The sequence below is a fragment of the Acidovorax sp. SUPP3434 genome, assembly GCF_030159015.1.
GTDB lineage: Bacteria > Pseudomonadota > Gammaproteobacteria > Burkholderiales > Burkholderiaceae_C > Paracidovorax.
In genome coordinates, this window is sequence record NZ_BQXL01000018.1 from 69,428 (window position 1) to 92,179 (window position 22,752).

The following is a 22,752-nucleotide window of genomic DNA, read 5'->3' on the forward strand; positions in this document are numbered from 1 at the left end:
AGCCCCGGGAGCCGCCCCGGTAAAATGCCGGGTTTTCCCCCCACCGCCCCCTTCCGGAGCCGCCCCTGATGGCCAATTCTCAACAAATGGCGAATGCGATCCGCGCACTCGCAATGGATGCAGTTCAACAGGCCAATTCCGGCCACCCCGGCGCCCCGATGGGCATGGCCGACATGGCCGTCGCGCTGTGGGGCCGCCATCTGCGGCACAACCCCGCCAACCCGCACTGGCTGGACCGCGACCGCTTCGTGCTGTCCAACGGCCACGGCTCCATGCTGCTGTACGCGCTGCTGCACCTCACGGGCTACGACTTGGCCCTGGAGGAGCTGAAGAACTTCCGCCAGTTGCACAGCAAGACGGCCGGCCACCCCGAATACGGCATCACGCCCGGTGTCGAGACCACCACCGGCCCCCTGGGCCAGGGCATCACCAACGCCGTGGGCTTCGCGCTGGCCGAGAAGCTGCTCGCCAAGGAATTCAACCGCGACGGCCATGCCGTGGTGGACCACCACACCTACGTCTTCCTGGGCGATGGCTGCCTGATGGAAGGCATCAGCCAGGAAGCGCTGTCGCTCGCCGGCGCCTGGAAGCTCAACAAGCTGATCGCGCTGTACGACGACAACGGCATCAGCATCGACGGCCAGGTCGCCCCCTGGTTCGTGGACGACACCCCGGCCCGCCTGCGCGCCTGCGGCTGGAACGTGATCGGCCCCGTGGACGGCCACGACGTCGAAGCCGTGGCGGCCGCGGTGCAAAGCGCCAAGACCTCCACCGACAAGCCCACGCTCATCGTCTGCAAGACCGCCATCGGCAAGGGCTCGCCCAACCGCGCGAACACCTCCAAGGCCCACGGCGAGCCCCTGGGCGCTGACGAGATCACGCTCACGCGCAACGCCATCGGCTGGAGCCACGTGCCCTTCGAGATCCCGGCCGAGGTCTATGCCGACTGGAGCGCCAAGGACACCGGCGCCCAGGCCGAAGCCGAATGGCAGCAGCGCTTCGACGCCTATGCCGCCGCCTTCCCCGAACTGGCCGCCGAGTTCACCCGCCGCATGGCCGGCGACCAGCCCAAGCACTTCGCGCAGACCGCCGTGGACACCGTGGTCGGCATGCACACCAAGGGCGAGACCGTGGCCAGCCGCAAGGCCAGCCAGCTGGCCCTGGAAGCGTTCACCGCGCAACTGCCCGAGCTGCTGGGCGGCAGCGCCGACCTGACCGGATCCAACCTCACCAACACCAAGAGCACGCCGGCTCTGCGCTTCGACGAACACGGCGACGTGCAGCAGGTGGAAGTGAACGTGGGCGCCGAGACGGTGCGCGTCGGCGGGCGCCACATCAACTACGGCGTGCGCGAATTCGGCATGGCCGCGATCATGAACGGCATCGCCCTGCACGGCGGCTTCATCCCCTACGGCGGCACCTTCCTCACGTTCAGCGACTACAGCCGCAACGCCATCCGCATGGCCGCGCTGATGAAGCTTCGCGTGGTGCACGTGTTCACCCACGACTCCATCGGCCTGGGCGAAGACGGCCCGACCCACCAGTCGATCGAGCACGCCGCCAGCCTGCGCCTCATCCCGAACCTGGACGTGTGGCGCCCGGGCGATACGACCGAAACCGCCGTCGCCTGGAGCGTGGCCCTGTCCAACCGCACCCAGCCCACGGCCCTGCTGCTCTCGCGCCAGAACATCGCCTATGCCCCCAAGCGCGACCTGGGCGACATCAGCCGCGGCGCGTACGTGCTGTCCGAGCCGGCCGACGTGGGCATCAAGAAGAAGGCCCAGGCCGTCATCATCGCCACGGGTTCGGAAGTGCAACTGGCGCTCAAGGCGCAGCAACTGCTGGCCACGCGCAAGATCGCCGTGCGCGTGGTGTCCATGCCCAGCACGACGACCTTCGACCGCGAAGACACCAAGTACAAGCAATCCGTGCTGCCCGCCGGCATCCCCCGCATCGCGGTGGAGATGGGCGTGACCGATGGCTGGTGGAAATACGGCTGCGCCGCTGTGGTCGGCATCGACACCTTCGGCGAATCGGCCCCGGCGCCGGTGCTGTTCAAGCACTTCGGATTCACCGAAGAAAACGTGGCCGACACCGTGCAGGCTGCGCTCAAACGATAGTCATCGACCGGTACGGGTTGCCCCAACGTTTTTCAAGAAAAGCGCATTTTTCGCTCATGTTTAATTGATTGATTGAATGACGTACAGCAAGCGAGCCAAGATATTCCTTTTCGGCGTCCTTGGCTTGATTGCTGCCTTTCTGCTGTTCTTGATTTTTGCCTGGTCTACTTTTGATGTTTCAGAGGCCGACCGCCATTCAATGGCATACCAATTGGCAGCTCCCGGACATCTCCGCGATGTGGAGATCATTGGAGAATGCATACCTCCAAAATATCGATGGAAGGGACGCGACGGAATGGGAGTGCCATTCAGCTCTTTGAATTACGGCAGTTTGGCGCCAGCTACTGATATTTTAAAAATCTATCGCGAGAAATTCACAGCGCAATCCTGCACACCAGAGACATCGACCCCGGCGCCCAATTCTGAATATAGGTTGAGCATGACTTGCACTCATCAGGATTTCTTGGAGGCGAAGGTATTTATCGCGAAGCAGGGTGATTGCAAAACTGTCACCGTTGATTTTTTAGACAACGATTAAATCAATGAAGGTGCCACTTGAGCAAACGCATTGACATTTTGGACGGGCAAAAAGCACTGTCTCAAAACTATGGGCTCGTGTACACCTGCAACCTTGGTTGGCTTGACTTGGGCCATATGCATCCAGAGTCCACGAGGCCGCATACCGGAGCCTCTGCACTCTGGAAAGAAATCAATGCGGGCGGCCCGGATGTCAGGCATTGCCTGGGCATTCATCCGCAAATATGCACGCATCCCTCCAAGACGGACACTTTTAAGGCGGTCACCTTCCCTGACAAAAAGACGACGGGGTTCAAGGTCGTGCATCGACAAGACATGCATGCGCTTGGCAAGAAGATATCTTCCGGAGTCAAGCGGGAATATGTGGTCAAGCACAACCTGTCTCCTGCCGAGAAAAAATCAGTGGCTTTAGCCATCTTCATGGAAGTCAGCCTGGAATTTGAGGCACATCAAGAGTTCTTTCCGAATTTCATCACGGACAGCGGCTTCAGCCAGGAAGATCTGGTTTCCAATTTGATCGGCTTTCATATTGCCATCGGCACAGTGACCAAAGCCCAGGCCTTGGCCATGGCAAAACCCGTTTCCAAAGAAACTGCGTTGGCCATATGGGACCGCAACGGTTCGGTAGGCAGCAACAAGAACAGAGGATTCAAGCCGATGTTCAGCCCGGACACATCCGTCATCAATGACAAGGCCTGCATCAACGAATGCGGGGGCGTACTTCCTCGCATACCGGAATTTCTCGCTCAAATAAAGCCTGCAAAAAAGGGAACGCTTTTTATCAACAACGCCCTGGGCGGCGTTTGATATCTGGTCTACGGCATTTTTTTACTTTCTACTAAAGGAAATCTCATGACGATCAAGATTGGCATCAATGGCTTCGGCCGCATCGGCCGCATGGTGTTCCGCGCCGCCGTGCAGAACTTCTCCGACATCGAGGTCGTCGGCATCAACGACCTGTTGGAGCCGGATTACCTGGCGTACATGCTCCAGTACGACTCGGTGCATGGCCGCTTCAAGGGCACCATCGCGGTGGAGGGGAACACCCTGGTCGTCAACGGCAAGAAGATCCGCCTCACGCAGGAACGCGACCCGGCGCAGCTCAAGTGGAACGAAGTCGGCGCGGACGTCGTGATCGAGGCCACGGGCCTGTTCCTGACCAAGGAAACGGCGCAAAAGCACATCGACGCGGGCGCGAAGAAGGTCATCCTGTCGGCCCCGTCCAAGGACGACACGCCGATGTTCGTGCATGGCGTGAACTGCAATTCCTACGCCGGCCAGCCCATCATCTCCAACGCCTCGTGCACCACCAACTGCTTGGCCCCCGTGGCCAAGGTGCTGAACGACAAGTGGGGCATCAAGCGCGGCCTGATGACCACCGTGCACGCCGCCACCGCGACGCAAAAGACCGTGGACGGCCCGTCCAACAAGGACTGGCGCGGTGGCCGCGGCATCCTGGAAAACATCATCCCCAGCTCCACCGGCGCCGCCAAGGCCGTGGGCGTGGTGATCCCGGCGCTCAACAAGAAGCTCACCGGCATGTCGTTCCGCGTGCCCACCTCCGACGTGTCGGTGGTGGACCTGACCGTCGAGCTGGAAAAGCCCGCCACGTACGCCGAGATCTGCGCGGAAATGAAGTCGCAGTCGGAAGGCGCGCTCAAGGGCATCCTGGGCTACACCGAAGACAAGGTGGTGGCGACCGACTTCCGCGGCGAAAGCTGCACCAGCGTGTTCGATGCCGATGCCGGCATCGCCCTCGACGACACCTTCGTGAAGATCGTGTCCTGGTACGACAACGAATGGGGCTACTCCAACAAGTGCCTGGACATGGTGCGCGTGGTGTCTTCCCGCTGAGACAGCAGCGCCCGCTTGCCGGACCATCGGAACGCGCCTTCGGGCGCGTTTTTCTTTGGGCAAGCGGTTTCGAGCCGACACCCGCCGCTTTGCCACCACCCATCGGCACGGACCTGGATCGCATCGGCAGGAACGCGCTCGCAACCGTTGCTTTCGGATGCATTGCTCACGTTTCGTCGGACATTGCCCACGCGGCCTGCTGCGATGGGCCTACGCCGGGTGGCAGGCCCAGCCCGAACAATCGGAACCCTGTCGCCAGGGGCTCCCGTCACCGGGACCCGCCCCAAAGCGCCATTCCATCCCTGTCCGGAGAAAAACACCATGCCGACCTTCACCTTGATCCGAACTGCCACTGCCGTGCTGGCGCTGGGCGCGCTTGCCGCCTGCTCCTCCACCCCCAAGCCCACCGAGCAGATGGCCGTGAGCCGCACTGCCGTGGACCGCGCGACCACCGCGCCCAAGGTGGCCGCCAACGCCCCCGTGGAACTGCAGAGCGCCCGTGACAAGTGGACCCAGGCCCAGCAGGCCCTGGACAGCAAGGACTACACGCGCGCGCGCCGCTTGGCCGCCGAAGCGGAAGCCGACGCCCGCGTGGCCGAGACGAAGGCCGAAGCCACGGACAACGCCGCCACGCTGCAGCAGGTCAAGACCAGCATCCAGTCGCTGCAGGACGAAATCACCCGCCGCGCGCCGCCCGTCCCCGGTGCCATGCCACCGCCCCCTCCCGCGCCAGTGCCCATGGCCGCCCCCATGCCTGCACCCATGCCCGGTGCCGTGCCTCCGGCCCGCTGAGGCGCCGGGCCCTCGGGCCCGCCTTCCTGACCGGCCGCCGACACCCACGCGCCACCGCGGCGCGGCCGCCCATTCCCCGATTTGAAGGACACCACCATGCAGTCATCCAACCTCCGCCGCACCTCTACCCTGGCCGCTGCCCTGCTCGCCGCCGGTCTGCTGGCCGCCTGCGCGTCGCCCGGCCCCCTGCCGGCCGTGGAGCAGGCCCGCTCCGCCGTGAACCGTGCCGCCACCGATCCGGCCGTGAACCAATACGCCCAGCTCGAACTGAAGGCCGCCACCGACACGCTGGCCCGCGCCGACCATGTGCTGCGCGACGAGAAGGACGAGTCCGAAGCCAACCACCTGGCTTACCTGGCCACGCAGCGCGCTGCCATCGCCACCAACACGGCGCAGGCCCGCCGGCTGGACGCCGAGATCAAGCAGGCCGGCAGCGAGACCGACCGCCTGCGCCTGGAAGCGCGCACCCGCGAGGCCGAAGCCTCGGCCCGCAATGCGCAGGTCGCCCAGGCCCGTGCCATGACGGCCGAGCAGCTCGCCGCGCAGCAGCAGGCGCAAGCCCGGGCCGCGCAGGACCGCGTGCGCCAGCTCGAAGCGCAACTGCGTGAGATCGAAGGCCAGCAAACCGAGCGCGGCCTGCTGGTCACGCTGGGCGATGTGCTGTTCGCCTTCAACAAGGCCGATCTGTCGGCCCAGGCCGGTCCGCGCCTGGACAAGCTGGCCAACTTCCTCAAGCAGTTCCCCGAGCGCAAACTGCTGATCGAGGGCTACACCGACAGCGTGGGCTCGGACAGCTACAACCAGGAACTGTCGGAGCGCCGCGCCCAGGCCGTGCGTGACGCGCTGGTGCAGCGCGGCGTGGACACCAGCCGCATCACGGCACGCGGTTACGGCAAGTCGTACCCCGTGGCCGAGAACGGCTCGCCCGAAGGCCGTGCCATGAACCGCCGCGTCGAGATCGTGATCGCCGACGCCCAGGGCAACCTCAAGGGCCGTTAAAGTCCAACGACCCGTGGGCGGGCCACCGCGCGCACCGACCGCCGCCGTTTCCCTGCATCTGCCGGGCACGGCGGCTTTCTTTCGTCCCATACCCCTCTGGATCCGATCCGCCATGCACCCCGACTTGCCCGATGCCGCACGCCATGTGCTGACCTTCTGGTTCGAGGAAACCACGCCCCAGCAATGGTTCGCCAAGGACGCAGCGTTCGACGCCGCCATCCGCGAACGCTTCGCCCGCCTGCACCACGAGGCGGCGCAAGCCGAGCTATGGGACTGGCGCGCCACGCCGCAGGGCCGGCTGGCGGAGGTGATCGTGCTGGACCAGTTCTCCCGCAACCTGCACCGCGACAGCGCCCAGGCGTTCGCGCACGACGGCATGGCCCTGGTGCTCGCGCAGGAGGCAGTGGCGGCCCAGGCCGACGCCGCCTTGCCGCCCGCGTGGCGCGCGTTTCTCTACATGCCTTACATGCACAGCGAGTCCGCTGCGGTGCAGGCGCGATCGGTCGCGCTGTTCACGCAGCTCGGCAATGCCAACAACCTCGACTTCGCGGTGCGGCACCGGGACATCGTGGCGCGCTTCGGCCGCTTTCCGCACCGCAACGCCGTGCTGGGCCGCCCTTCGACGCCGCAGGAGACGGCCTTCCTGCAGGAGCCCGGCAGCGCGTTCTGAGGGGCGCTGTTGCGGGGCACGCCTCTGCGCCCTTCAGCGCCCCTGCATTTCGGTGAAGCCCTTGGCGGCCTCCTGCACATCGGGCGGGAAGTCCGACATCTCCTGGATCTGCCGCACCTCGATGGTTTCGTTGCCCGACGCCGGGCAGCGCGAGGCCCAGGCGATCGCCTCCTCCCGGGAGGCCACCTCGATGATCCAGAACCCGCCCAGCACCTCGGCCACGCCGGGAAACGGCCCGGGCTGCACCTTGGGCGTACCGCCTTCGAAGGTGATGCGCACGCCCGCCGACGGCGGGTGCAGGCCTTCCAGCGACCGCAGCACGCCGGCGGCCTGCAGGCTTTCGTTGTAGGCCATCATGGCCGCGACGGCGTCGGCCTCGGGCACGGTGCCGGGCGCGGCGGATTCGTAGCCGTGGGGAATCATCAAGAGCATGAATCGCATGGCAGGGCCTCCGGGGCAGGGGTCAGGACTCGGTGGGGGGAATGGCGCCGGGCTCCATGAACATGACCTCCCACAGGTGCCCGTCCGGGTCTTCGAAGCCGTGCTGGTACATGAAGCCGTGGTCCTGCGCCGCGCGCGGCGCCTTGCCGCCGGCGGCGACCGCCTGGCGCACGATCTCGTCCACGGCCGCCCTGCTGTCGCGCGACAGGCAGATCAATACTTCGGTGGAGCGATGCGCGTCGCTCACGGGCTTGTCGGTGAAGGTCTGGAAGAACGGCTGGGTGAGCAGCATGACGAAGCTGTGCTCGCTCACGATCATGCAGGTGGCCTTGTCGCTGGTGAAGCGCGGGTCGAAGCGAAAACCCAGCGCGGTGAAGAACGCGACGGACCGGGGCAGGTCCTGGATGGGCAGGTTCACGAACATCTGGGTGGCCATGGACATCTCCAAAAAAAGGGCGGGGCTTGTGTACGCCGTTCACAAACCTTAGCAGACACAATGGACAGCGTCCACATCGACAAACCCGCATGACCGAACCCGCCTCGCAGGCCCCGAACCCGCCCCCCAAAGCCACGCCGCCGCGCCAGACCTACCGCCACGGGGATTTGCGCCGCGCCCTGCTGGACGCGGGCGTGGCGCTGGCACGCGAGGGCGGCCCGCAGGCCGTGGTGCTGCGCGAGGCCACGCGCCGGGCGGGCGTGGCGCCCAACGCGGCCTACCGCCACTTCGCCAATCGCCAGGACCTGCTGGAGGCCGTGCGCGCCGTCGCGCTGGCCCGCGTGGCGCGGGCCATGGAAGCCGAGCTGGCCGCCATCCCCGCCGGCCTGGCGCCGCCCGATCAGGCCCGGCGCAGCCTGCGCGCGGTGGGCACCGGCTACCTGCGCTTCGCGCGCGAGGAGACGGGTCTGTTCCATGCCGCCTTCGCCGCTTCGGGCGACATCGGCCCCGAAACGCCGCACCATGCCGACAAGGGCGGCGCGACCGGGCTCGACCCCTTCCAACTGCTGGGCGCCGCGCTGGACCGCATGGTGGCGGCCGGCGTGCTGCCTGCCGAGCGGCGGCCCGGGGCGGAGTTCCTGGCCTGGTCGGCGGTGCACGGCCTGGCCCTGCTGGTGATCGACGGCCCCCTGGGCCGCGCGGTGGGGCCGCAGATGGACCGCGTGGCCCAGCGGCTCCTGGACATGGTGGAAAAGGGCCTGTGATCGGCAGGCCTTTCCAGACTGCAAGGTGCATGGCCCGATCGGCCTCCAGCGCATATGCTACTAGGGCATAGTGCTACATCTTTAGTAGCACAGCAGATTTCCGTTGCGGCCCGCCGCACATCACTGTAAATTCATACAGTGATTCTCGACGCCAAACTCGCCATCCTCGCCGACGCTGCCAAGTACGACGCCTCGTGCGCCTCCAGCGGCGCGGCGCCACGCAACTCCGTGGGTGGGCGCGGCATCGGCTCCACCGAGGGCTCGGGCATCTGCCACAGCTACGCGCCGGACGGGCGCTGCATCTCGCTGCTCAAGATCCTGCTCACCAACTTCTGCCTGTACGACTGCCTGTACTGCGTGAACCGCGTGAGCAGCAACGTGCAGCGCGCGCGGTTCACGGTGCAGGAGGTGGTCGACCTCACGCTCGACTTCTACCGGCGCAACTGCATCGAGGGGCTGTTCCTGTCCAGCGGCATCATCCAGAGTCCCGACTACACCATGGAGCTGGTGGTGGAGGTGGCCCGCGTGCTGCGCGAGGAGCACGACTTTCGCGGCTACATCCACCTCAAGACCATTCCCGATGCCTCGCCCGAGCTGATGCAGCGCGCCGGCCGCTACGCCGACCGCCTGAGCATCAACGTGGAGCTGCCCACACCGCAGGGCCTGGCGGCGCTGGCGCCCGAGAAGGACGGCGCCGCCATCCGCCGCTCGATGGCGCGCATGGCCGGACACATCGCCGATGCCCGGCAGGCCCGGCGCGAGCAGCAGGGCGCCGCGCAGGTCGTCTCGCTGCCTGGCCGCACGCGGCGGGCCGCCGCGCCGCATTTCGCCCCGGGGGGCCAGAGCACGCAGATGATCGTGGGCGCGGATGCGGCGGACGACCGCACCATCCTGGCAACGAGCGCGCAGCTGTACGGTGGCTTTCGCCTGCGGCGCGTGTACTACTCGGCGTTCAGCCCCATTCCGGACGCCTCGCGCGCGCTGCCGCTGGCCGCCCCGCCCATGGTGCGCGAGCACCGGCTGTACCAGGCCGACTGGCTGATGCGCTTTTACGGCTTCGCGCACGAGGAGATCGTGCCCGCGCGCCAGGGCGGCATGCTGTCGCTGGACATGGACCCCAAGCTCGCCTGGGCCATCGCGCACCCGGAGCGCTTCCCCGTCAACCTCAACACCGCCCCGCGCGAGATGCTGCTGCGCGTGCCCGGTCTGGGCGTGGGCTCGGTGGACCGGCTGCTGGCCTCGCGCCGGGTGCGGCGCGTGCGGCATGCCGACCTGTCGCGCCTGCGCGTGCCGCTCAAGAAGGTGCTGCCGTTCGTCGAGACGGTGGACCACCGGCCGGGGCGCCTGCTCGATTCGGTGCACCTGCAGGCGTTCTTCGCCACGCCGGCACGGCCGGTCCCGCTGGCGGGTGCACCTGCCGCCCCCGCGCCGCCCGTGCAGGCCTCGCTGTTCGGCTGATGGACGACGCCACCACCACAGCCACCGGTGCGGTCACCACCGTGACCCTGGGCCACGCCACCGACTGGGCGGGCTTTCGCGCGGCGGCGCGCACACTGCTGCAAGGCGGCCGCCCGCCACAGCAGGTGCAGTGGTTCACGGCCGCGGACGCGGCGGGCGACCTGTTCGCCGAGGGGTCCGGGGAGGCCGGCCCGGCGGCAGCGGACGATGCCGCGCGCGCGCCGGGCGCATCCCTTTCGCCCGATGCACCGCCGCCCGCCTCCCCACCGCGGGTGCCACGCGAGTTCCTGCAGCGGTGCGAGCGCGTGGTGCTGCACCGCGACCCCGGCCGCTTCGCGCTGATGTACCGGCTGCTGTGGCGGCTCGCGCACGAGCCGGGCCTGCGCCACGACCCGCTGGACCCTGACCGCCTGCGGCTGCAGCACCTGGACCGCGCCGTGAAGCGCGACATGCACAAGATGCGCGCCTTCGTGCGGTTCCGGCCCGTGCCCGAGCCCGACGGCGGCACGCTGCACATCGCCTGGTTCGAGCCGGACCACTGGATCACCGAGGCCAACGCGCCGTTCTTCACGCGCCGCTTCACCCAGATGCGCTGGGCCATCCTCACGCCGGACGCCAGCGTGCACTGGGACGGCCAGCGGCTGCACCGGGGCCCGGCGGCGCAGCGCAGCGACGCGCCGCCACCGGATGCGGGCGAGGCGCTGTGGCTCACCTACTACCGGAACATCTTCAATCCTGCGCGCCTGAAGCTGGACATGATGCGCAAGGAGATGCCCACGCGCTACTGGAAGAACCTGCCCGAGGCCACGCTGATCGGCGAACTCGCGCAGACGGCACAGGCCCGCAGCACGCGCATGGTGGAGGCGCCCGGCACCGTGCCGCGCCGGCGCATCGCGGCAGGCCCCGGCCGCGCCGCCGCCAGGCCTGCGGAATAAAAAAGCCCCGCGAAAGCGGGGCCGTGGCGGTTCGGTGTCCGGAGGGCCGGGGCCCGCACAGGCCTGGAGCTGCAGGGCCCTGCCGGACTCACTCGGTCGCGGTGCGGATGGTCTCGCGGCCGTGGCGGTCCTTGAGGCGGCCCAGGTCGGTGTCGAGGGCGCGGGCCGCCTTTTCGACCGCGCTGGTGAAGGCATCGGCCAGCTTGTCGGCGTCCGCGCTGGCGGCGACGGGCGGGCGGCCCGCCGCGCGGGCTTCCACCACGCAGCGCTTGTCGGCCGCGCCGGACTTGCCGGCATCCACATCGGACAGGAAGACCTCCACGCGGGTCAGGTGATCGCGAAAGCGTGCAAGCCGGCTGTTGGTCTCGTCATGGATCCACTGGGCCAGCGATTCGCCGCCCTGGATGTAGTCGTCGGTGTGCACCTGTACTTGCATAGCGTTGCTCCTTTTTTCCAATGGCGCCCGGCAGGGGCCGGGCAAGACGAAAGGGCGGGACCGGCGCGTGGATGCCGCGTTCCGGCCACCACCCAGGGGCATCGTCGCACATCGCAGCGCCGGGCCACCGCAACGCGCGGCGCCGCGGGACTGTCGGGCGGGCGCCCACGGCGGGAGCGGCCGGTTCCTACAGCCGGTGCCGGGGGCGGGTGTTACAACGTTCGGATGCCTTTTGCCCTGACCTGCGGCGCATCCAGTCGCCGCCGATTCTCCTTCGCGGACCGCTGAGCATGTCCACTTCCAAGCGCCTCAAGATCGGTCTGTCCGCCTGCTTCTCCCATGCGGACCCCGCACGCTCCCTGTTCACCAACAAGACGCTGCAGTACGTGGAGCAGTCGATCGCCCACTGGATCATGTCCGCCGGCGCGATGGTGGTGATGGTGCCCTGCCCCACCGGCGAGACCGCGCGCGGCGACGTCACCCTGGCGCACTACGCGGACTGGCTCGATGGCGTGGTGATGCACGGCGGGTCCGACGTGTGGCCCGGCACCTATGGCGAGGTCCCGCTCAAGGACGCCTGGCTGGGCGACCGCATCCGCGACCTGTACGACCTGGCGGTGGTCGAAGCCTTCGAGCAGGCCGGCAAGCCCATCTTCGGCGTGTGCCGGGGGCTGCAGCTGATCAACGTGGCCTTCGGCGGCACGCTCTACCAGGACATCGAAACCCAGCACCCCGGCGCCCAGCAGCACCGCAACGCGGTGACTTACGACCAACATTTCCACGAAGTGGAATTAGTGCCCGGCACCCGGCTGTCGCAGATGTATCCGAGCCAGCAGCGCGTGGTGGTCAACAGCATCCACCATCAGGGCATCAAGAACCTCGCGCCGGGCTTCGAGATCGAGGCCTGGAGCCATCCCGACGGCGTGCCGGAGGCGATCCGGCGGCGCCCGCAGCGTGGGCGCGGCTACATCGCCGCCACCCAGTGGCACCCGGAATTCTTCAAGCCCGGCTCGTCCCAGACCATGGACGACGCGCCCATCCTGGAGGACTTTCTGGCGGCCTGTTCGCGCTCCAAAGTGCGTCCGTTGCCGGGCCACAGCCCCTTCCAGATCCGGGATCGTGCCGCCAGACTGCTTCGGCAGGCCCTTTTGCTGCGCCGCTGAGAGGCGCGCGCTACCTCAACCGTAGCTATCAAAAACGATAGCAACCCCGCCAGACAGCGCAGCGCAGGGGCCTCTGTTTCGCGTTGCAATAATCAATGCGGGGCTTTCCGGCAAATTGTTTCCATTTGTTAACAATGCGAAGGCCTACCGTGTAAATGTGCAATAACTGTGTCCGGAGACAGTGCAGCTTGGAGAGCTGCAAGACGACGTAGACCACTGTCCCATCGAAATTTTCTTCCTGCAACGAATAGGGGAAAGCGATGCCAACGAGACCGTCAGCCGCAAGCGCAACGCCGCGCGGAACCCACACCGACCCGTCCCCCAGACTGCCGTTGCGCGCGATGCCTGCCGCTGTGGCCTTGTCTTGCCTGGCCCTCGTCGCCGGGCCCGGCACCGCGGCGGCGGACACCCTCACCGGCAACCTGCAGGCGACCATGCGCATCAGCACGGGCTGCGTCATCTCGGGCAGTTCGGGCGGGCAGTCCGGCGTGAGCTTCGGTATGCTGGACTTCGGCACCCAGCCCGCGACGTTCTCCGGCACCGTGAGCGCGGCCCCCACGGGCGGCGCCGGCGGTGCGGGCACCACGCAGATCCTGTGCTCGCCCGAGATCACCGTGATCAGCGTGACGGTGGGCGGCGGGCTGCATGCCGGCCAGGGCGCCGGGGTGGGCGTGGGCACGCGGGCGATGAACTCCGCATCCGCCTACATCCCCTACGAGGTGTACCAGGACGCGAGCCACACCACGCCCTACCCGCTCAACACGCCCGTGGCGAATGTCGCCATTCCCACGGCAGGCGCGGCGTTCAATTTGCCCATCTACGGGCAGGTCAACAAGACCGGCAGCCAGTCGCTGCCCTTCGGGGCCTACACCGACACGCTCGGGGTCACGCTGACGTTCTGACAGCTCGGCGGCCGGCCACGCGCCCGGCCCGCCCGGAGGAAATCCATGATGCAAGCCATCGGACGGCATGGGCCCATGCACGCCCTGGAAAGCCCTGCGCGTCGGTTCCGCAGGCCGCACGCCACCCCGGCGGGCGTGCGCAAAGCCGCCTCGGTGGCGGTGCTCGCGGCGTTGCCGGCGTGGGTCGCCGTGCCCGCCGAGGCCGCCACGCCCATCGCCACCACGGCCACGATTCCGGTGAGCGCGACCGTAGCGCGCGGCTGCCAGATCTCGGGCAGCGCGCAGACCACCGGGTTGTCGTTCGGCCTGCTCGATTTCGGCGTGCATTCGCCCGTGCGCACCGGCACCCACAGCGTCATGGCCACGGGCGGTGCGGGCACGCAGGCCCAGGTGCTGTGCACGCCGGGCACCACGCTGCGCGTGACGGTCGGCAGCGGCCTGCACGCCAGCGGCGCGCAGCGCCGGCTCTCCAACGGCTCGCAGTTCATTCCCTACGCGCTCACGCTGGTGGCGGCCGGCGCGCCGGTCCTGCTGCCCAATGTGGCGGCGGACATGGCGCTGGGCGCCACGCCCACGGCGCTGCCCATCCAGGCCACCGCGACGTTCCCGGGCTCCGGGCTCAGCGCCGGCACCTACACCGACACCGTGCAGGTGACCCTGTCGTGGTGATGCGGCTCCGCTTCCTCGCGCTGGCCCTGGCTGGCCTCTGCGGCATCGGCCCGGGGAGCGCGCCGGCGCACGCAGCCACGCCGATCATGATCTGGCCCGTGGACCCGGTCATCACGGGCCCGCAGCGCGCGGTGGCGCTGTGGCTGGAAAACCGCGGCGCCGAGCCCGTGTCGATGCAGGTGCGGGTGTTCCAGTGGCGCCAGACCGACGGGCAGGACCGCTTCGAGGCGCAGCGCGAGGTGGTGGCCAGCCCGCCCATCAGCCAGATTCCGCCGGGCCAGCGCCAGATGGTGCGCCTGCTGTCCACGCAGCCGGTGCCGGCGCGCACCGAGCAGGCCTACCGCGTGCTGGTGGACGAACTGCCCGCCGCGACGCCCCCGCCGCCCCCGGACCCGCCCGCGCCCGCGCCCCCCTCGGCCGGCGCATCGCGCACGCCGCAGGCGCTGCCCAGCGACGCAGCAGTGGCCGTGCGCCTGCAGATCCGCTATGCGATCCCGCTCTTCGTCTACGGGCCGGACACGCTGCCGCAGCGCCTGTCCGATGCGCGGTCGCTGGTCGACGGCACCGCGGTCGTCACGCCCGAGCTGTCGTGGGCCCTCACGGGCGCAGGCCGTGCCAGCCAGGTCGTGGTGCACAACCACGGCGCGTCGCACGCGCGCATCACCTCCGTCGCCTGGGCACGCGGCGGCAGCCCTGCGGCGCCGCCCAAGGACGTGCTGAACTACGTGCTGCCCCATGGCCAGATGCCGCTGGACCTGGCGCCGCCGCCCTCACCCGACCACGACCTGATGGTGACGGTCAACGGGCGCGAAGCCCAGCTGCCCCGTGCATCGCAATGAACCGCGCCCCTCTCCGCTGCGCACCCGCATCGCCCGGTGGGGGGTGCTGGCGGCATGCCTGCCGCGCCTGCTCAGCGCCAGCGACTATCCGGTGCCGGACGCGCATGCCGGCGCCCCGGTCACCCTGTTCCTGGAGATCGTCGTCAACGGAAGGACCACCGGCGAGGTCGTCAAGGTGCAGCACAGCGGCCCCCATTACGAGATCGATGCGGAAACGCTGCGCGAGCTGTCCCTGCAGCCCCCCGAGCCGGACGGCGCCCCCGTGGCCGTGGACACCCTGCCCGGCGTCTCGGCCCAGTACGACAGCCTGGGCCAGCGCCTGCTGCTGCAGGTGCCGCCCGAGTGGCTGCCGATGCAGGACTTGGCCGACCACAGCCGCACGCAGTTGCCGCTGGGCACAGGCAGCGGCCTGCTGTTCAACTACGACGCCTACGCCATGACCACGCAGGGCCGCACCACCTCGTCGGTCTGGTCCGAGGCCCGGTACTTCGGCGAGCCCGGCGTGGTGTCCAGCACCGGCATCCTGCGCCGCGGCGCCACCGGCATGTCGACCGGCTACGTGCGCTACGACACGCAGTGGACCCGGCCCGAGACGCAGGAGGCCACGCAGACCGTGTACGGCGACGTCATCACCGGCTCGCTGCAGTGGAGCACGCCGGTGCGGATGGGCGGCGTGCAGTGGTCGCGCAACTTCAGCATCCGGCCCGACCTGGTGACCTATCCGCTGCCCGCCTTCTCGGGCCAGGCGGCCGTGCCCTCGGCGGTGGACGTGTTCATCAACGGCTTTCGCGCGGCCAACCGGGCCGTCGCGCCGGGCCCGTTCACGCTGGGCGAGCTGCCCACGGTGAACGGCTCGGGCACGGCCTCGGTGGTGACCACCGACGCGCTGGGGCGGCAGGTGCTGACCTCGGTGCCGTTCTACGTCAACACGCAGCTGCTGCGCCCGGGCTGGACCGACTACTCGCTCTCGCTGGGGGCGCTGCGGCGCGCCTACGGCTTTCGCAGCCTGTCCTACGGCCGGCCGCTGGCCTCCGGCGTGTACCGCCAGGGCATCACCGAGGCGTTCACCCTCGAAACCCAGGCGCAGGCGGGCCGCGGGCTCGGCGTGGCCGGCGCGGGCGGGCTGCTGCGGCTGGGCCTGCTGGGGGTCGCCAATGCCTCCGTCACGCGGGGGCAGGCGCAGCGCGATCGCGGCGGCTGGCAACTCGGCCTGGGCTACCAGTTCCAGAGCACGGGCGGCGGCATTTCCATGCAGCAGCTGCAACGCACGCCCGGCTACGGCGATGCCAGCACCTACGCCGATGACGGCTTTCAACTGCCGCGCCGCACGCGGCAGCTCGATGCCAGCCTGAACGTGGCGCGCGGCTCGTTCAGCGTGGGCTGGGTGGACCTGCAAAGCCGCGAGGGCCAGCGCAGCCGGCTGGCCTACGCAGGCTACAGCACGCCGCTCGGGGACCGCAGCTACCTGTCGTTCACCGCCGGCCGCACCCTGGAGACGGGCCAGACGCAGATGCGCCTGCAGCTCACCTACGTGCTCGGGCCGCAGTCGAGCGCGCAGACCGCCGTGGCCCGCTACGGCGACGGCACCACGCAGGCCCAGGCCAGCGTGCAGCGCACCGTGCCATCGGACGGCGGCTTCGGCTGGAACCTGGGCCACACCGTGGGCGGCCAGGCGAACCGCTACAGCCAGGCCTCGGCGCTCTACCGCGGCGACAGCATGACGGTGCAGGGCGGCGCCTACGGCATGGCCGGCCACGGCACGCGCTTCGCGGGCGCGGCCGGATCGATCGGGCTGATGGACGGCTACGCCTTCGCCTCCAACCGCATCAGCGACGGCTTCGCGCTGGTGTCCACGGACGGCATGGCGGACGTGCCGGTGCTCTTCAACCACCAACGGGTCGGCCGCACCAACGCCCGCGGCTACCTGCTCGTGCCGGAGGTGCCGGCCTACTACGAAGGCCGCTACGAGATCGACCCGCTGTCGCTGCCGGCGGACGTGCACACCCCCAGCCTGGAAAAGCGCGTGGCGGTGGCGCGCGGCATCGGCACCCTGGTGCGGTTGCCGGTGATGCGCGTGCGCACCGCCACCATCACGCTGGTGGACGGCCGGGGCGCGCCGCTGCCGGCCGGCACCGCCGTGGTCCACGAGCAGGGCAACGTGCCCACGGTGGTGGGCTGGGACGGCGTGGTGTACCTCACCGCGCTGCAGGCCCGCAACACGCTGGTGGCCCGCCTGCCGGACGGAGAGGTGTGCCGCGGCGCATTCAGCGAACAGGCCTACGCCGGCACGCGCGACCTGCGCGTGGTCTGCCGCACGGGCGACGCGCCGGCCGACGCCGGCCCGGAGATGCAATCGTGACCGCGTCCGGCCGTCGGTCCTCTCCCCTCGCCGGGGTGGCGCGGGCCGTGCGCCCCCTGCTCGCCCTGGCGGCCCTGGGGGCGGGCGCGCCGGCCTTCGCCGCCGTCTGCAGCTATGCGGAAACCGGCGCCTCGCTGGGCACCGCGTCCTCGTTCGCCGTGCGCGACGGCAGCCTGACCACGCCGGGCAGCTTCTCCATCACCTGCGGCTCCGGGCTGCTGTCGCTGCTGTCCACCGACAGCGTGCTGCGGGCCACGCTCACCAGCGACAACGGCTTTCTGCTGCGCAACATCAGCGACAGCACCAAGGCCATCGGCTACCAGGCGGGCAACGGCAGCGGGCTCATCTATTCGTCGGGCCTGCTGGTGATCAACGCCACCGGGGCCAACATCCTCACCCTGCTGCCCAACCGCAAGGCCACCGTGCCGGTGCAGATCGCCACGCTGAACGCCAACGTCCCGGCCGGCACCTACCGCGACACCCTGCGGCTGGCCTGGACCTACAACCTGTGCGACGGCGCGGGCCTGCTCGCCACCTGCCTGGGCACGGTGTACGCCGGCACGGCCACGCGCACCGTGACGGTGGAGCTGCAGGTGAACAACGACTGCCTCATCACGCCCGGGGCGATCAACTTCGGCAGCGCCGCGCTGCCCACGGGCTTCGGCGAGGCCGCGTCGCAGGTGGCGATGGTGTGCACCACCGGCATGGTCTACACCGTGGGCCTGGGGCCGGGCAGCAACCCGAGCGGCGGGCGGCGCCAGATGGCCAACGGCAGCAACCGGCTGGCCTACGACATCTTCTTCGGTGCGGGCACCACGCCATGGGGCACGACCGTCGGCTCCCGCGTGTCCAGCAGCCAGGCCACGTCCGGCCCGGCGGGCGGCATCGCCAACGGCACGGGGTCGCACGTGTTTCCGTACCGCGCCCGCGTGTACCCCGACCAGGCCGCGCCGGTGGAGGGCACCTACCTGGACAACGTGGTGGTGGACGTGCAGTTCTGAGCCGCCCCGCCCATCCATCCAGCCGAACAGGCCGCCAGCACAATCAACACTAGGGCATATTGCTATATTTTTAATAGCAAATGCCCGCCGATGCCCCGATCAGTGGTGGTGGCCGTGCCCGCCGTGCACGTGGCGGTGCACGACTTCTTCCGGCGAAGCCGGCCGCACCTCGGTCACCTTGCAGGAAAAGCGCAGCGCCTGGCCGGCCAGCGGGTGGTTGCCGTCCAGGTGCACCTCGGGGCCCTTGATCTTGACCACGTTGAACACGTGCTCGCGCCCGTCGTTGCCCGCGCCGCGCAGCTGGCCGCCCACCTTCACGCCGGGCGGGAACTCGCTCTTGGGGATGGTGCGCACCAGGCTCTCGTCGCGGTCGCCGAAGGCCTCGGCCGCGGTCAGGTCCAGCGTGGTGGCAAAGCCCGTGGCCTGGCCGTCCAGCACGGCCTCCACCTTCGGAAAAATGCCGTCGTAGCCGCCGTGCAGGTATGCCATGTGGCCGGAATCGAGCGGCTTGCCCTGCGGCGTGGTGACCTTGTAGCTCAAGGTGACGGCGGTGTCTTTGGAGATGTTCATGGAGGGAGGGTCCGGACAGGTCGGTGGATCGGTCGAAGCCGGGCGGCGTGCGCCCGGCGGTGCAGGCCTGCATTGTCGAGCAACGCGCGCGCCATGGGTGCCCGCAGCCAGATCACCCGGAAAACGGCCTCGCAGCAGTTCCCCGATTCCACGAACGGCTACTTTTTCTGCCTGAACTTCGGTTTTCCCGCCTTGCTGACAAGCAACGCCACGACGACGACGACCATGAGCAAAAATGCGTACTGCCCCAGAAACTGGAAAGCGCCCCAAGCGAGCACCGCCAACACGATGCAAAGCAGCAGGAATAGAAGGCTATTCATCACGCATAGCTGAAATTGGACGGAGCGATTTTGGCTTGCATTCCAAAGCGTGCCCGGCCCGGATGATTTTTCTGAATGACCTGGGGGTTGTTGGCATAGAAGGCTGCCAGCCCATCGAACTCCAGTTTGTTCTGGCGAGCCATCACGAAAAGATCGGACATGCGTGATCCACAGCCGAGTGAGCGCCCCGCAGCCACCGCGATGCTGCCGATGGCCGCTCCGGTGTACGCGGAGGCCCCGATGGAGGCAGCCACCGCCAGCTTTTCCAGACCCACAGTGGCGCCGACCAGTTCAGCCATCGTGGCGCCTTTGCCCAACGTGGCCAGGGTCCCCACCATCGTCGAGGCCGTGCTGAGGGCCGTGTTGTAGGTATCAAACAGCGTGGACGGCACGGGCAAGCCCAAATCCTGCATGTTCTCGTTGAAGTATTTTTTGAAATCGCCCGCGGCGTAGCACTGCCCCATCCATCGACTCCGGTAGTGAGGGAGCACAGATGCTAAATCGGGCCTCTCCATCCCACGGCAATAACCATTTGCACACAAAAAATGACAATCCGATCACCCGGCCGATGGCAATCCCACATCCACCGGCGCGGGCACGTCCGGCGCGGCGCCCGGCCGCTGCGCGAACCGGCCCAGGGTCGGCCCGTGCACCGGCGCCGCATCGCCCCAGGGCCAGCCGCCGAAGCCGGTGCGGCGGTAGTCGGCCAGGGCCTCGGCGATCTCCTGCTGCGTGTTCATCACGAAGGGGCCGTACTGCACCACCGGCTCGGCCAGGGGCCGGCCCTGCAGCAGCAGGAATTCGGCGTCGGCCGTGCCGCCGTTGTGCAGTGCCACCGCCTCGCCCGCGCGCAACTCCAGCGCGGCGTGGTCCACCGCCTGGCCCGCCAGCGTGACGCCGCCGCCGGCAAAGAAGTACAGCATGCGCCGGGTGCCCTCGCCGGTGGCGGCGGGCAGCGTGAAGCGCGCGCCGGGCTCCAGGCGCAGCGTCCAGATGGCCACGTCGGCCTCGGCCTGCGCGGCCCACGATCCCGGCGGGGGCGCCAGGGGCGCGGCCTCGCCCAGCCGGCCGGCCACCACGGCCACGTGGGTGGCGGCGGCGCCGTCCGTGCCGGGGTCCACCACGCGCGGAATGTCACCGGACCAGAACATGGTGAAGTGCGGATCGACCCGCTTGGAACGCGCCGGCAGGTTGAGCCAGATCTGGAACAGCTCCAGCGGGTTGGGACCGGTGCGGTCCAGCAGCGGGAACATCTCGGAATGCACCACGCCGTCGCCGGCGGTGAGCCACTGCACGTCGCCCTGGCCGAAGCGGGCGGCGGCGCCCAGCGAATCGGCATGGTCGATGAGGCCCTTGCGCACGATGGTCACGGTCTCGAACCCGCGGTGGGGATGCGGCGGGAAACCGGGCACCACGTCGCCGTGGTACATGCTCCAGCCGTCCCGGCGCGAAAAGTCCTGGCCGATCTGCCGGCCGTCCAGCGGCGCATCGGGCCCCAGTTCGGCATTGCCGGGCGGGTAGGCGTCGTCGTGGTGGGCGCAGAACAGGAACGGGTCCATCGTGGGCCACAGCGGGCCCAGGGGCTGGGTGTTCAGGATCGGGGTGTCGGCAACGGCTGGCATGGAAAGCTCCTGGGTGGCGCCGCGCGCGGCCCCGGCGGCGGGCGTGCACGGTGGGGTGCGGCCGGCGTGGCACGGGCCATGCGGCGGCATGGTCTGTCACTGCACATGGGGGCGGCCGGCCGCGCTGCAACGCGGGCGCGGGCAGGACGGACTGGTGCAGGGATGGAACAGTGGCCTGCGCGCCGGCCACGCAGCAGAGACGGCACGGGCCCGCACGGCGATGCCATTGCAACCCGGCATTTCAACGAAAAACCAGTCTATGCCGGCGAATTTCATGCCGGCACCGCTATTGATTCAATAGCAAACCACCTCGACGCAGCCGGTGGGCCGCTCAATCCTGCAGCGGCTGGTTCAGCTCCGTGCGCCAGGCGGCGGGGTCCGAGCCGGTCTCGGGCCCGGTCAGGTAGCACTCCCACAGTTCGCCCGTGGGCGTGAGGCCCTCGCCCTCGATCCATTGCAGGAAATCGCCCCAGGCGCCGGCCAGGTCTTCATAGCGCCCGCGGTGCACGGTGCGGGCCAGGCGCATGGCGGGCCACTCGCCGGGCTGCATGCGGCCGTGCGGGCCGATGGGCGCGGCCAGGGGCACGCTGATCTCGAAGTCGAACGTGTCCGTGGGCCGGCGCCGGTGGTGGGTGAACCAGGGGCCGGCGGGCGAGGCGCCCTGGGCGGCGATGGCGTCCATCAGGTCGCGCACGCCCTGGCCCATGACGTGCTGGATCTCCTCGCGGGTGCAGGTGACGTGGATGAACGCCGTGGGGCGGGCGGGCAGGTCGGCGATGTGGGGCGTGTCGATCATGGGTTCAGCGGGCGCGGGGGCCGTCGTGGTCAATCGGAGGGGCGATGGCACGCGCCCGGCATCGGGGCGGTCCGGTCAGGCGGCGGGCGTGCACACCACCATCCACGGCACCCCGAACCGGTCGGCCACCATGCCGAACGCGGGCGAGAAGAAGGTGGGCGACAGCGGCACCTGCACCTGGCCGCCCTCGGACAGCGCGGCGAACAGGCGCCGGGCCTCGGCCTCGTCGGCCGGGCCGAGCGACAGCGACATGCCCTGGAACACGGGCTGCCCCCCGTTCATGCCGTCGGAGGCCATGAGCGTGGTCTCGCCGATGCGGAACGCAGCGTGCATGACCTTGTCGCCCGGCGGCGGCGCCGATCCCGCGCAACCGGACGCATCGGTCGGGGCGGGGCTGTCCGAAAAGCGCATCAGCGCGGTGACCTCCGCGCCCAGGGCCGTGCGATAGAACGCCAGCGCCTCTTCGCACCGGCCGTCGAAAAACAGGTAGGGTTCCACTTTCATGCGTCGTCTCCTGGCGGCCCGCGCCGGGCCGGGTGCGGCGCCCATCACGATTGTGAACACCGTTCACAAACCATAGCCGGCCTGCCGGGCAGCGTCCACCGGGAATTCCCGCACGCGGGGCGGGAGCGGTCCCCAGGGCGAACGGTCAGATATCGGCGGCGATGGCCGGCTCGCCATGGCCCAGCGCATCCAGGCTGATCTGGATCTGCGGCACGTCGCTCAGGTCCGGGCTGCGGCCATCGGACAGGTCTTCGAGCGCGGTGAACTGCCCGTCCAGGTACAGAAAGGTGACGGTGCCGGCGATGTCCGCCAGCGCGTCCTCAGGGCTGGGAAACCCGTCGCGCGCCACCTGGTCGCCGCCGTCCAGCGCGTAGCCGTAGCGGCCCTGGGCCTCGGTCAGCCCGCCCAGGTCGATGAGCTTGTCGCGCACGTTGCTGGCGTACACGCGGCCACCGGCCGCATAGAGCGTGAAGGTCTGCGCGGCGCGCGCGGCCTGGGAGAGCGAGGAAGCGGTCATGGACTCATCCTTTCAGTTCCAACGAAACGGGGGCCACCCGAGGGCTTG

Annotated in this window: 26 protein-coding genes; 17 read left to right on the forward strand and 9 right to left on the reverse strand. The window is 69.0% G+C overall.

All coding sequences use genetic code 11. The features are described from left to right. The first annotated feature begins 68 nt into the window (after window positions 1-68). The 7 genes from tkt to AVKW3434_RS20915 all read left to right on the forward strand — a co-directional run bounded on the left by tkt (window position 69) and on the right by AVKW3434_RS20915 (window position 6,972). A complete protein-coding gene (gene tkt / locus AVKW3434_RS20885; protein WP_284407353.1) occupies window positions 69-2,120 on the forward strand; it encodes a transketolase in 2,052 nt (683 codons plus the stop codon). 76 nt (window positions 2,121-2,196) lie between these two features. Then, on the forward strand, window positions 2,197-2,658 hold the full coding sequence (locus AVKW3434_RS20890; RefSeq protein WP_284407354.1) for a hypothetical protein: 462 nt from the start codon (window positions 2,197-2,199) through the stop codon (window positions 2,656-2,658). Between the two features lie 17 nt (window positions 2,659-2,675). Continuing rightward, complete coding sequence (locus AVKW3434_RS20895) at window positions 2,676-3,464, forward strand: hypothetical protein (protein ID WP_284407355.1); 789 nt, start codon at window positions 2,676-2,678, stop codon at window positions 3,462-3,464. A gap of 45 nt (window positions 3,465-3,509) precedes the next feature. Beyond that, window positions 3,510-4,511: a type I glyceraldehyde-3-phosphate dehydrogenase gene (gap, locus tag AVKW3434_RS20900; RefSeq protein ID WP_272550521.1), complete on the forward strand. Its 1,002-nt coding sequence runs from the start codon at window positions 3,510-3,512 to the stop codon at window positions 4,509-4,511. A 321-nt stretch (window positions 4,512-4,832) separates the two neighbouring features. After that, entirely contained in the window at window positions 4,833-5,303 is a 471-nt protein-coding gene (locus AVKW3434_RS20905; protein ID WP_272566695.1) for a DUF4398 domain-containing protein, read from the forward strand. A gap of 96 nt (window positions 5,304-5,399) precedes the next feature. Then, on the forward strand, window positions 5,400-6,302 hold the full coding sequence (locus AVKW3434_RS20910) for an OmpA family protein (protein ID WP_284401668.1): 903 nt from the start codon (window positions 5,400-5,402) through the stop codon (window positions 6,300-6,302). A 112-nt stretch (window positions 6,303-6,414) separates the two neighbouring features. Beyond that, on the forward strand, window positions 6,415-6,972 hold the full coding sequence (locus AVKW3434_RS20915; protein ID WP_284407356.1) for a DUF924 family protein: 558 nt from the start codon (window positions 6,415-6,417) through the stop codon (window positions 6,970-6,972). Between the two features lie 33 nt (window positions 6,973-7,005). Here AVKW3434_RS20915 and AVKW3434_RS20920 read toward each other — a convergent pair whose 3' ends face one another. Both AVKW3434_RS20920 and AVKW3434_RS20925 read right to left on the reverse strand, forming a co-directional pair. Next, entirely contained in the window at window positions 7,006-7,413 is a 408-nt protein-coding gene (locus AVKW3434_RS20920) for a YciI family protein (protein ID WP_284401674.1), read from the reverse strand. Window positions 7,414-7,435: 22 nt separating this feature from the next. Beyond that, on the reverse strand, window positions 7,436-7,849 hold the full coding sequence (locus AVKW3434_RS20925) for a VOC family protein (protein ID WP_284407357.1): 414 nt from the start codon (window positions 7,847-7,849) through the stop codon (window positions 7,436-7,438). Between the two features lie 89 nt (window positions 7,850-7,938). On the opposite strand from AVKW3434_RS20925, the gene AVKW3434_RS20930 reads away from it, so the two are divergent. From AVKW3434_RS20930 to AVKW3434_RS20940, 3 genes are all read left to right on the forward strand, one after another. Continuing rightward, the gene (locus AVKW3434_RS20930; RefSeq protein ID WP_284407358.1) at window positions 7,939-8,613 is read left to right on the forward strand and encodes a TetR/AcrR family transcriptional regulator; all 675 of its coding nucleotides are present in this window, start codon (window positions 7,939-7,941) and stop codon (window positions 8,611-8,613) included. A 138-nt stretch (window positions 8,614-8,751) separates the two neighbouring features. Next, window positions 8,752-10,071: a putative DNA modification/repair radical SAM protein gene (locus AVKW3434_RS20935; protein ID WP_284407359.1), complete on the forward strand. Its 1,320-nt coding sequence runs from the start codon at window positions 8,752-8,754 to the stop codon at window positions 10,069-10,071. Next, window positions 10,071-11,006 (forward strand): TIGR03915 family putative DNA repair protein, encoded by a 936-nt coding sequence (locus AVKW3434_RS20940; protein WP_284407360.1) that lies wholly within the window; start codon window positions 10,071-10,073, stop codon window positions 11,004-11,006. The genes AVKW3434_RS20935 and AVKW3434_RS20940 overlap by 1 nt, the downstream gene beginning before the upstream one ends. A gap of 88 nt (window positions 11,007-11,094) precedes the next feature. On the opposite strand, the gene AVKW3434_RS20945 is transcribed toward AVKW3434_RS20940, so the two are convergent. Next, window positions 11,095-11,442 carry an HPF/RaiA family ribosome-associated protein gene (locus AVKW3434_RS20945; protein ID WP_272566686.1) on the reverse strand — a complete coding sequence of 116 codons (348 nt, stop codon included), beginning with the start codon at window positions 11,440-11,442 and terminating at the stop codon, window positions 11,095-11,097. A 290-nt stretch (window positions 11,443-11,732) separates the two neighbouring features. Between AVKW3434_RS20945 and AVKW3434_RS20950 the strand changes: the two genes are divergently transcribed. From AVKW3434_RS20950 to AVKW3434_RS20975, 6 genes are all read left to right on the forward strand, one after another. Beyond that, window positions 11,733-12,605, forward strand: coding sequence for a gamma-glutamyl-gamma-aminobutyrate hydrolase family protein (locus tag AVKW3434_RS20950; protein WP_272566685.1), 873 nt, complete (start codon window positions 11,733-11,735; stop codon window positions 12,603-12,605). Window positions 12,606-12,946: 341 nt separating this feature from the next. Then, window positions 12,947-13,507, forward strand: a complete 561-nt coding sequence (locus AVKW3434_RS20955; RefSeq protein WP_284407361.1) for a Csu type fimbrial protein — start codon at window positions 12,947-12,949, stop codon at window positions 13,505-13,507. 45 nt (window positions 13,508-13,552) lie between these two features. Beyond that, window positions 13,553-14,176 carry a Csu type fimbrial protein gene (locus tag AVKW3434_RS20960; protein WP_284407362.1) on the forward strand — a complete coding sequence of 208 codons (624 nt, stop codon included), beginning with the start codon at window positions 13,553-13,555 and terminating at the stop codon, window positions 14,174-14,176. Further along, window positions 14,176-15,015 carry a fimbrial biogenesis chaperone gene (locus AVKW3434_RS20965; RefSeq protein ID WP_284407363.1) on the forward strand — a complete coding sequence of 280 codons (840 nt, stop codon included), beginning with the start codon at window positions 14,176-14,178 and terminating at the stop codon, window positions 15,013-15,015. The genes AVKW3434_RS20960 and AVKW3434_RS20965 overlap by 1 nt, the downstream gene beginning before the upstream one ends. Next, the gene (locus tag AVKW3434_RS20970) at window positions 15,002-17,374 is read left to right on the forward strand and encodes a fimbria/pilus outer membrane usher protein (RefSeq protein ID WP_284407364.1); all 2,373 of its coding nucleotides are present in this window, start codon (window positions 15,002-15,004) and stop codon (window positions 17,372-17,374) included. The genes AVKW3434_RS20965 and AVKW3434_RS20970 overlap by 14 nt, the downstream gene beginning before the upstream one ends. Next, window positions 17,371-18,375, forward strand: a complete 1,005-nt coding sequence (locus tag AVKW3434_RS20975) for a Csu type fimbrial protein (protein ID WP_284407365.1) — start codon at window positions 17,371-17,373, stop codon at window positions 18,373-18,375. The genes AVKW3434_RS20970 and AVKW3434_RS20975 overlap by 4 nt, the downstream gene beginning before the upstream one ends. A 99-nt stretch (window positions 18,376-18,474) precedes the next feature. Here AVKW3434_RS20975 and AVKW3434_RS20980 read toward each other — a convergent pair whose 3' ends face one another. After that, a complete protein-coding gene (locus AVKW3434_RS20980) occupies window positions 18,475-18,945 on the reverse strand; it encodes an FKBP-type peptidyl-prolyl cis-trans isomerase (RefSeq protein WP_284407366.1) in 471 nt (156 codons plus the stop codon). Between the two features lie 93 nt (window positions 18,946-19,038). Between AVKW3434_RS20980 and AVKW3434_RS20985 the strand changes: the two genes are divergently transcribed. Next, window positions 19,039-19,278, forward strand: coding sequence for a hypothetical protein (locus AVKW3434_RS20985; RefSeq protein ID WP_284407367.1), 240 nt, complete (start codon window positions 19,039-19,041; stop codon window positions 19,276-19,278). On the opposite strand, the gene AVKW3434_RS20990 is transcribed toward AVKW3434_RS20985, so the two are convergent. From AVKW3434_RS20990 to AVKW3434_RS21010, 5 genes are all read right to left on the reverse strand, one after another. Next, entirely contained in the window at window positions 19,265-19,729 is a 465-nt protein-coding gene (locus tag AVKW3434_RS20990; protein ID WP_272566678.1) for a hypothetical protein, read from the reverse strand. The genes AVKW3434_RS20985 and AVKW3434_RS20990 overlap by 14 nt on opposite strands. A gap of 93 nt (window positions 19,730-19,822) precedes the next feature. Further along, window positions 19,823-20,887: a pirin family protein gene (locus AVKW3434_RS20995; RefSeq protein ID WP_284407368.1), complete on the reverse strand. Its 1,065-nt coding sequence runs from the start codon at window positions 20,885-20,887 to the stop codon at window positions 19,823-19,825. A 331-nt stretch (window positions 20,888-21,218) separates the two neighbouring features. Next, on the reverse strand, window positions 21,219-21,683 hold the full coding sequence (locus tag AVKW3434_RS21000; protein ID WP_284407369.1) for a GyrI-like domain-containing protein: 465 nt from the start codon (window positions 21,681-21,683) through the stop codon (window positions 21,219-21,221). Window positions 21,684-21,758: 75 nt separating this feature from the next. Further along, window positions 21,759-22,187: a VOC family protein gene (locus AVKW3434_RS21005; RefSeq protein WP_272566675.1), complete on the reverse strand. Its 429-nt coding sequence runs from the start codon at window positions 22,185-22,187 to the stop codon at window positions 21,759-21,761. A 145-nt stretch (window positions 22,188-22,332) separates the two neighbouring features. Beyond that, window positions 22,333-22,704, reverse strand: a complete 372-nt coding sequence (locus AVKW3434_RS21010) for a hypothetical protein (RefSeq protein WP_272566674.1) — start codon at window positions 22,702-22,704, stop codon at window positions 22,333-22,335. Window positions 22,705-22,752 lie beyond the last annotated feature (48 nt).

Coding starts and splice junctions, on each gene's coding strand:
- AVKW3434_RS20945 (WP_272566686.1), bottom strand. CDS start 11,442: ATGCAAGTACAGGTGCACACCGACGACTACATCCAGGGCGGCGAATCG.
- AVKW3434_RS20915 (WP_284407356.1), top strand. CDS start 6,415: ATGCACCCCGACTTGCCCGATGCCGCACGCCATGTGCTGACCTTCTGG.
- AVKW3434_RS20990 (WP_272566678.1), bottom strand. CDS start 19,729: ATGGGGCAGTGCTACGCCGCGGGCGATTTCAAAAAATACTTCAACGAG.
- AVKW3434_RS20905 (WP_272566695.1), top strand. CDS start 4,833: ATGCCGACCTTCACCTTGATCCGAACTGCCACTGCCGTGCTGGCGCTG.
- AVKW3434_RS20940 (WP_284407360.1), top strand. CDS start 10,071: ATGGACGACGCCACCACCACAGCCACCGGTGCGGTCACCACCGTGACC.
- AVKW3434_RS20925 (WP_284407357.1), bottom strand. CDS start 7,849: ATGGCCACCCAGATGTTCGTGAACCTGCCCATCCAGGACCTGCCCCGG.
- AVKW3434_RS21005 (WP_272566675.1), bottom strand. CDS start 22,187: ATGAAAGTGGAACCCTACCTGTTTTTCGACGGCCGGTGCGAAGAGGCG.
- AVKW3434_RS21000 (WP_284407369.1), bottom strand. CDS start 21,683: ATGATCGACACGCCCCACATCGCCGACCTGCCCGCCCGCCCCACGGCG.
- AVKW3434_RS20950 (WP_272566685.1), top strand. CDS start 11,733: ATGTCCACTTCCAAGCGCCTCAAGATCGGTCTGTCCGCCTGCTTCTCC.
- AVKW3434_RS20995 (WP_284407368.1), bottom strand. CDS start 20,887: ATGCCAGCCGTTGCCGACACCCCGATCCTGAACACCCAGCCCCTGGGC.
- tkt (WP_284407353.1), top strand. CDS start 69: ATGGCCAATTCTCAACAAATGGCGAATGCGATCCGCGCACTCGCAATG.
- AVKW3434_RS20920 (WP_284401674.1), bottom strand. CDS start 7,413: ATGCGATTCATGCTCTTGATGATTCCCCACGGCTACGAATCCGCCGCG.
- AVKW3434_RS20965 (WP_284407363.1), top strand. CDS start 14,176: ATGCGGCTCCGCTTCCTCGCGCTGGCCCTGGCTGGCCTCTGCGGCATC.
- AVKW3434_RS20890 (WP_284407354.1), top strand. CDS start 2,197: ATGACGTACAGCAAGCGAGCCAAGATATTCCTTTTCGGCGTCCTTGGC.
- AVKW3434_RS20910 (WP_284401668.1), top strand. CDS start 5,400: ATGCAGTCATCCAACCTCCGCCGCACCTCTACCCTGGCCGCTGCCCTG.
- AVKW3434_RS20955 (WP_284407361.1), top strand. CDS start 12,947: ATGCCTGCCGCTGTGGCCTTGTCTTGCCTGGCCCTCGTCGCCGGGCCC.
- AVKW3434_RS21010 (WP_272566674.1), bottom strand. CDS start 22,704: ATGACCGCTTCCTCGCTCTCCCAGGCCGCGCGCGCCGCGCAGACCTTC.
- AVKW3434_RS20930 (WP_284407358.1), top strand. CDS start 7,939: ATGACCGAACCCGCCTCGCAGGCCCCGAACCCGCCCCCCAAAGCCACG.
- AVKW3434_RS20960 (WP_284407362.1), top strand. CDS start 13,553: ATGATGCAAGCCATCGGACGGCATGGGCCCATGCACGCCCTGGAAAGC.
- AVKW3434_RS20980 (WP_284407366.1), bottom strand. CDS start 18,945: ATGAACATCTCCAAAGACACCGCCGTCACCTTGAGCTACAAGGTCACC.
- AVKW3434_RS20985 (WP_284407367.1), top strand. CDS start 19,039: ATGGGTGCCCGCAGCCAGATCACCCGGAAAACGGCCTCGCAGCAGTTC.
- gap (WP_272550521.1), top strand. CDS start 3,510: ATGACGATCAAGATTGGCATCAATGGCTTCGGCCGCATCGGCCGCATG.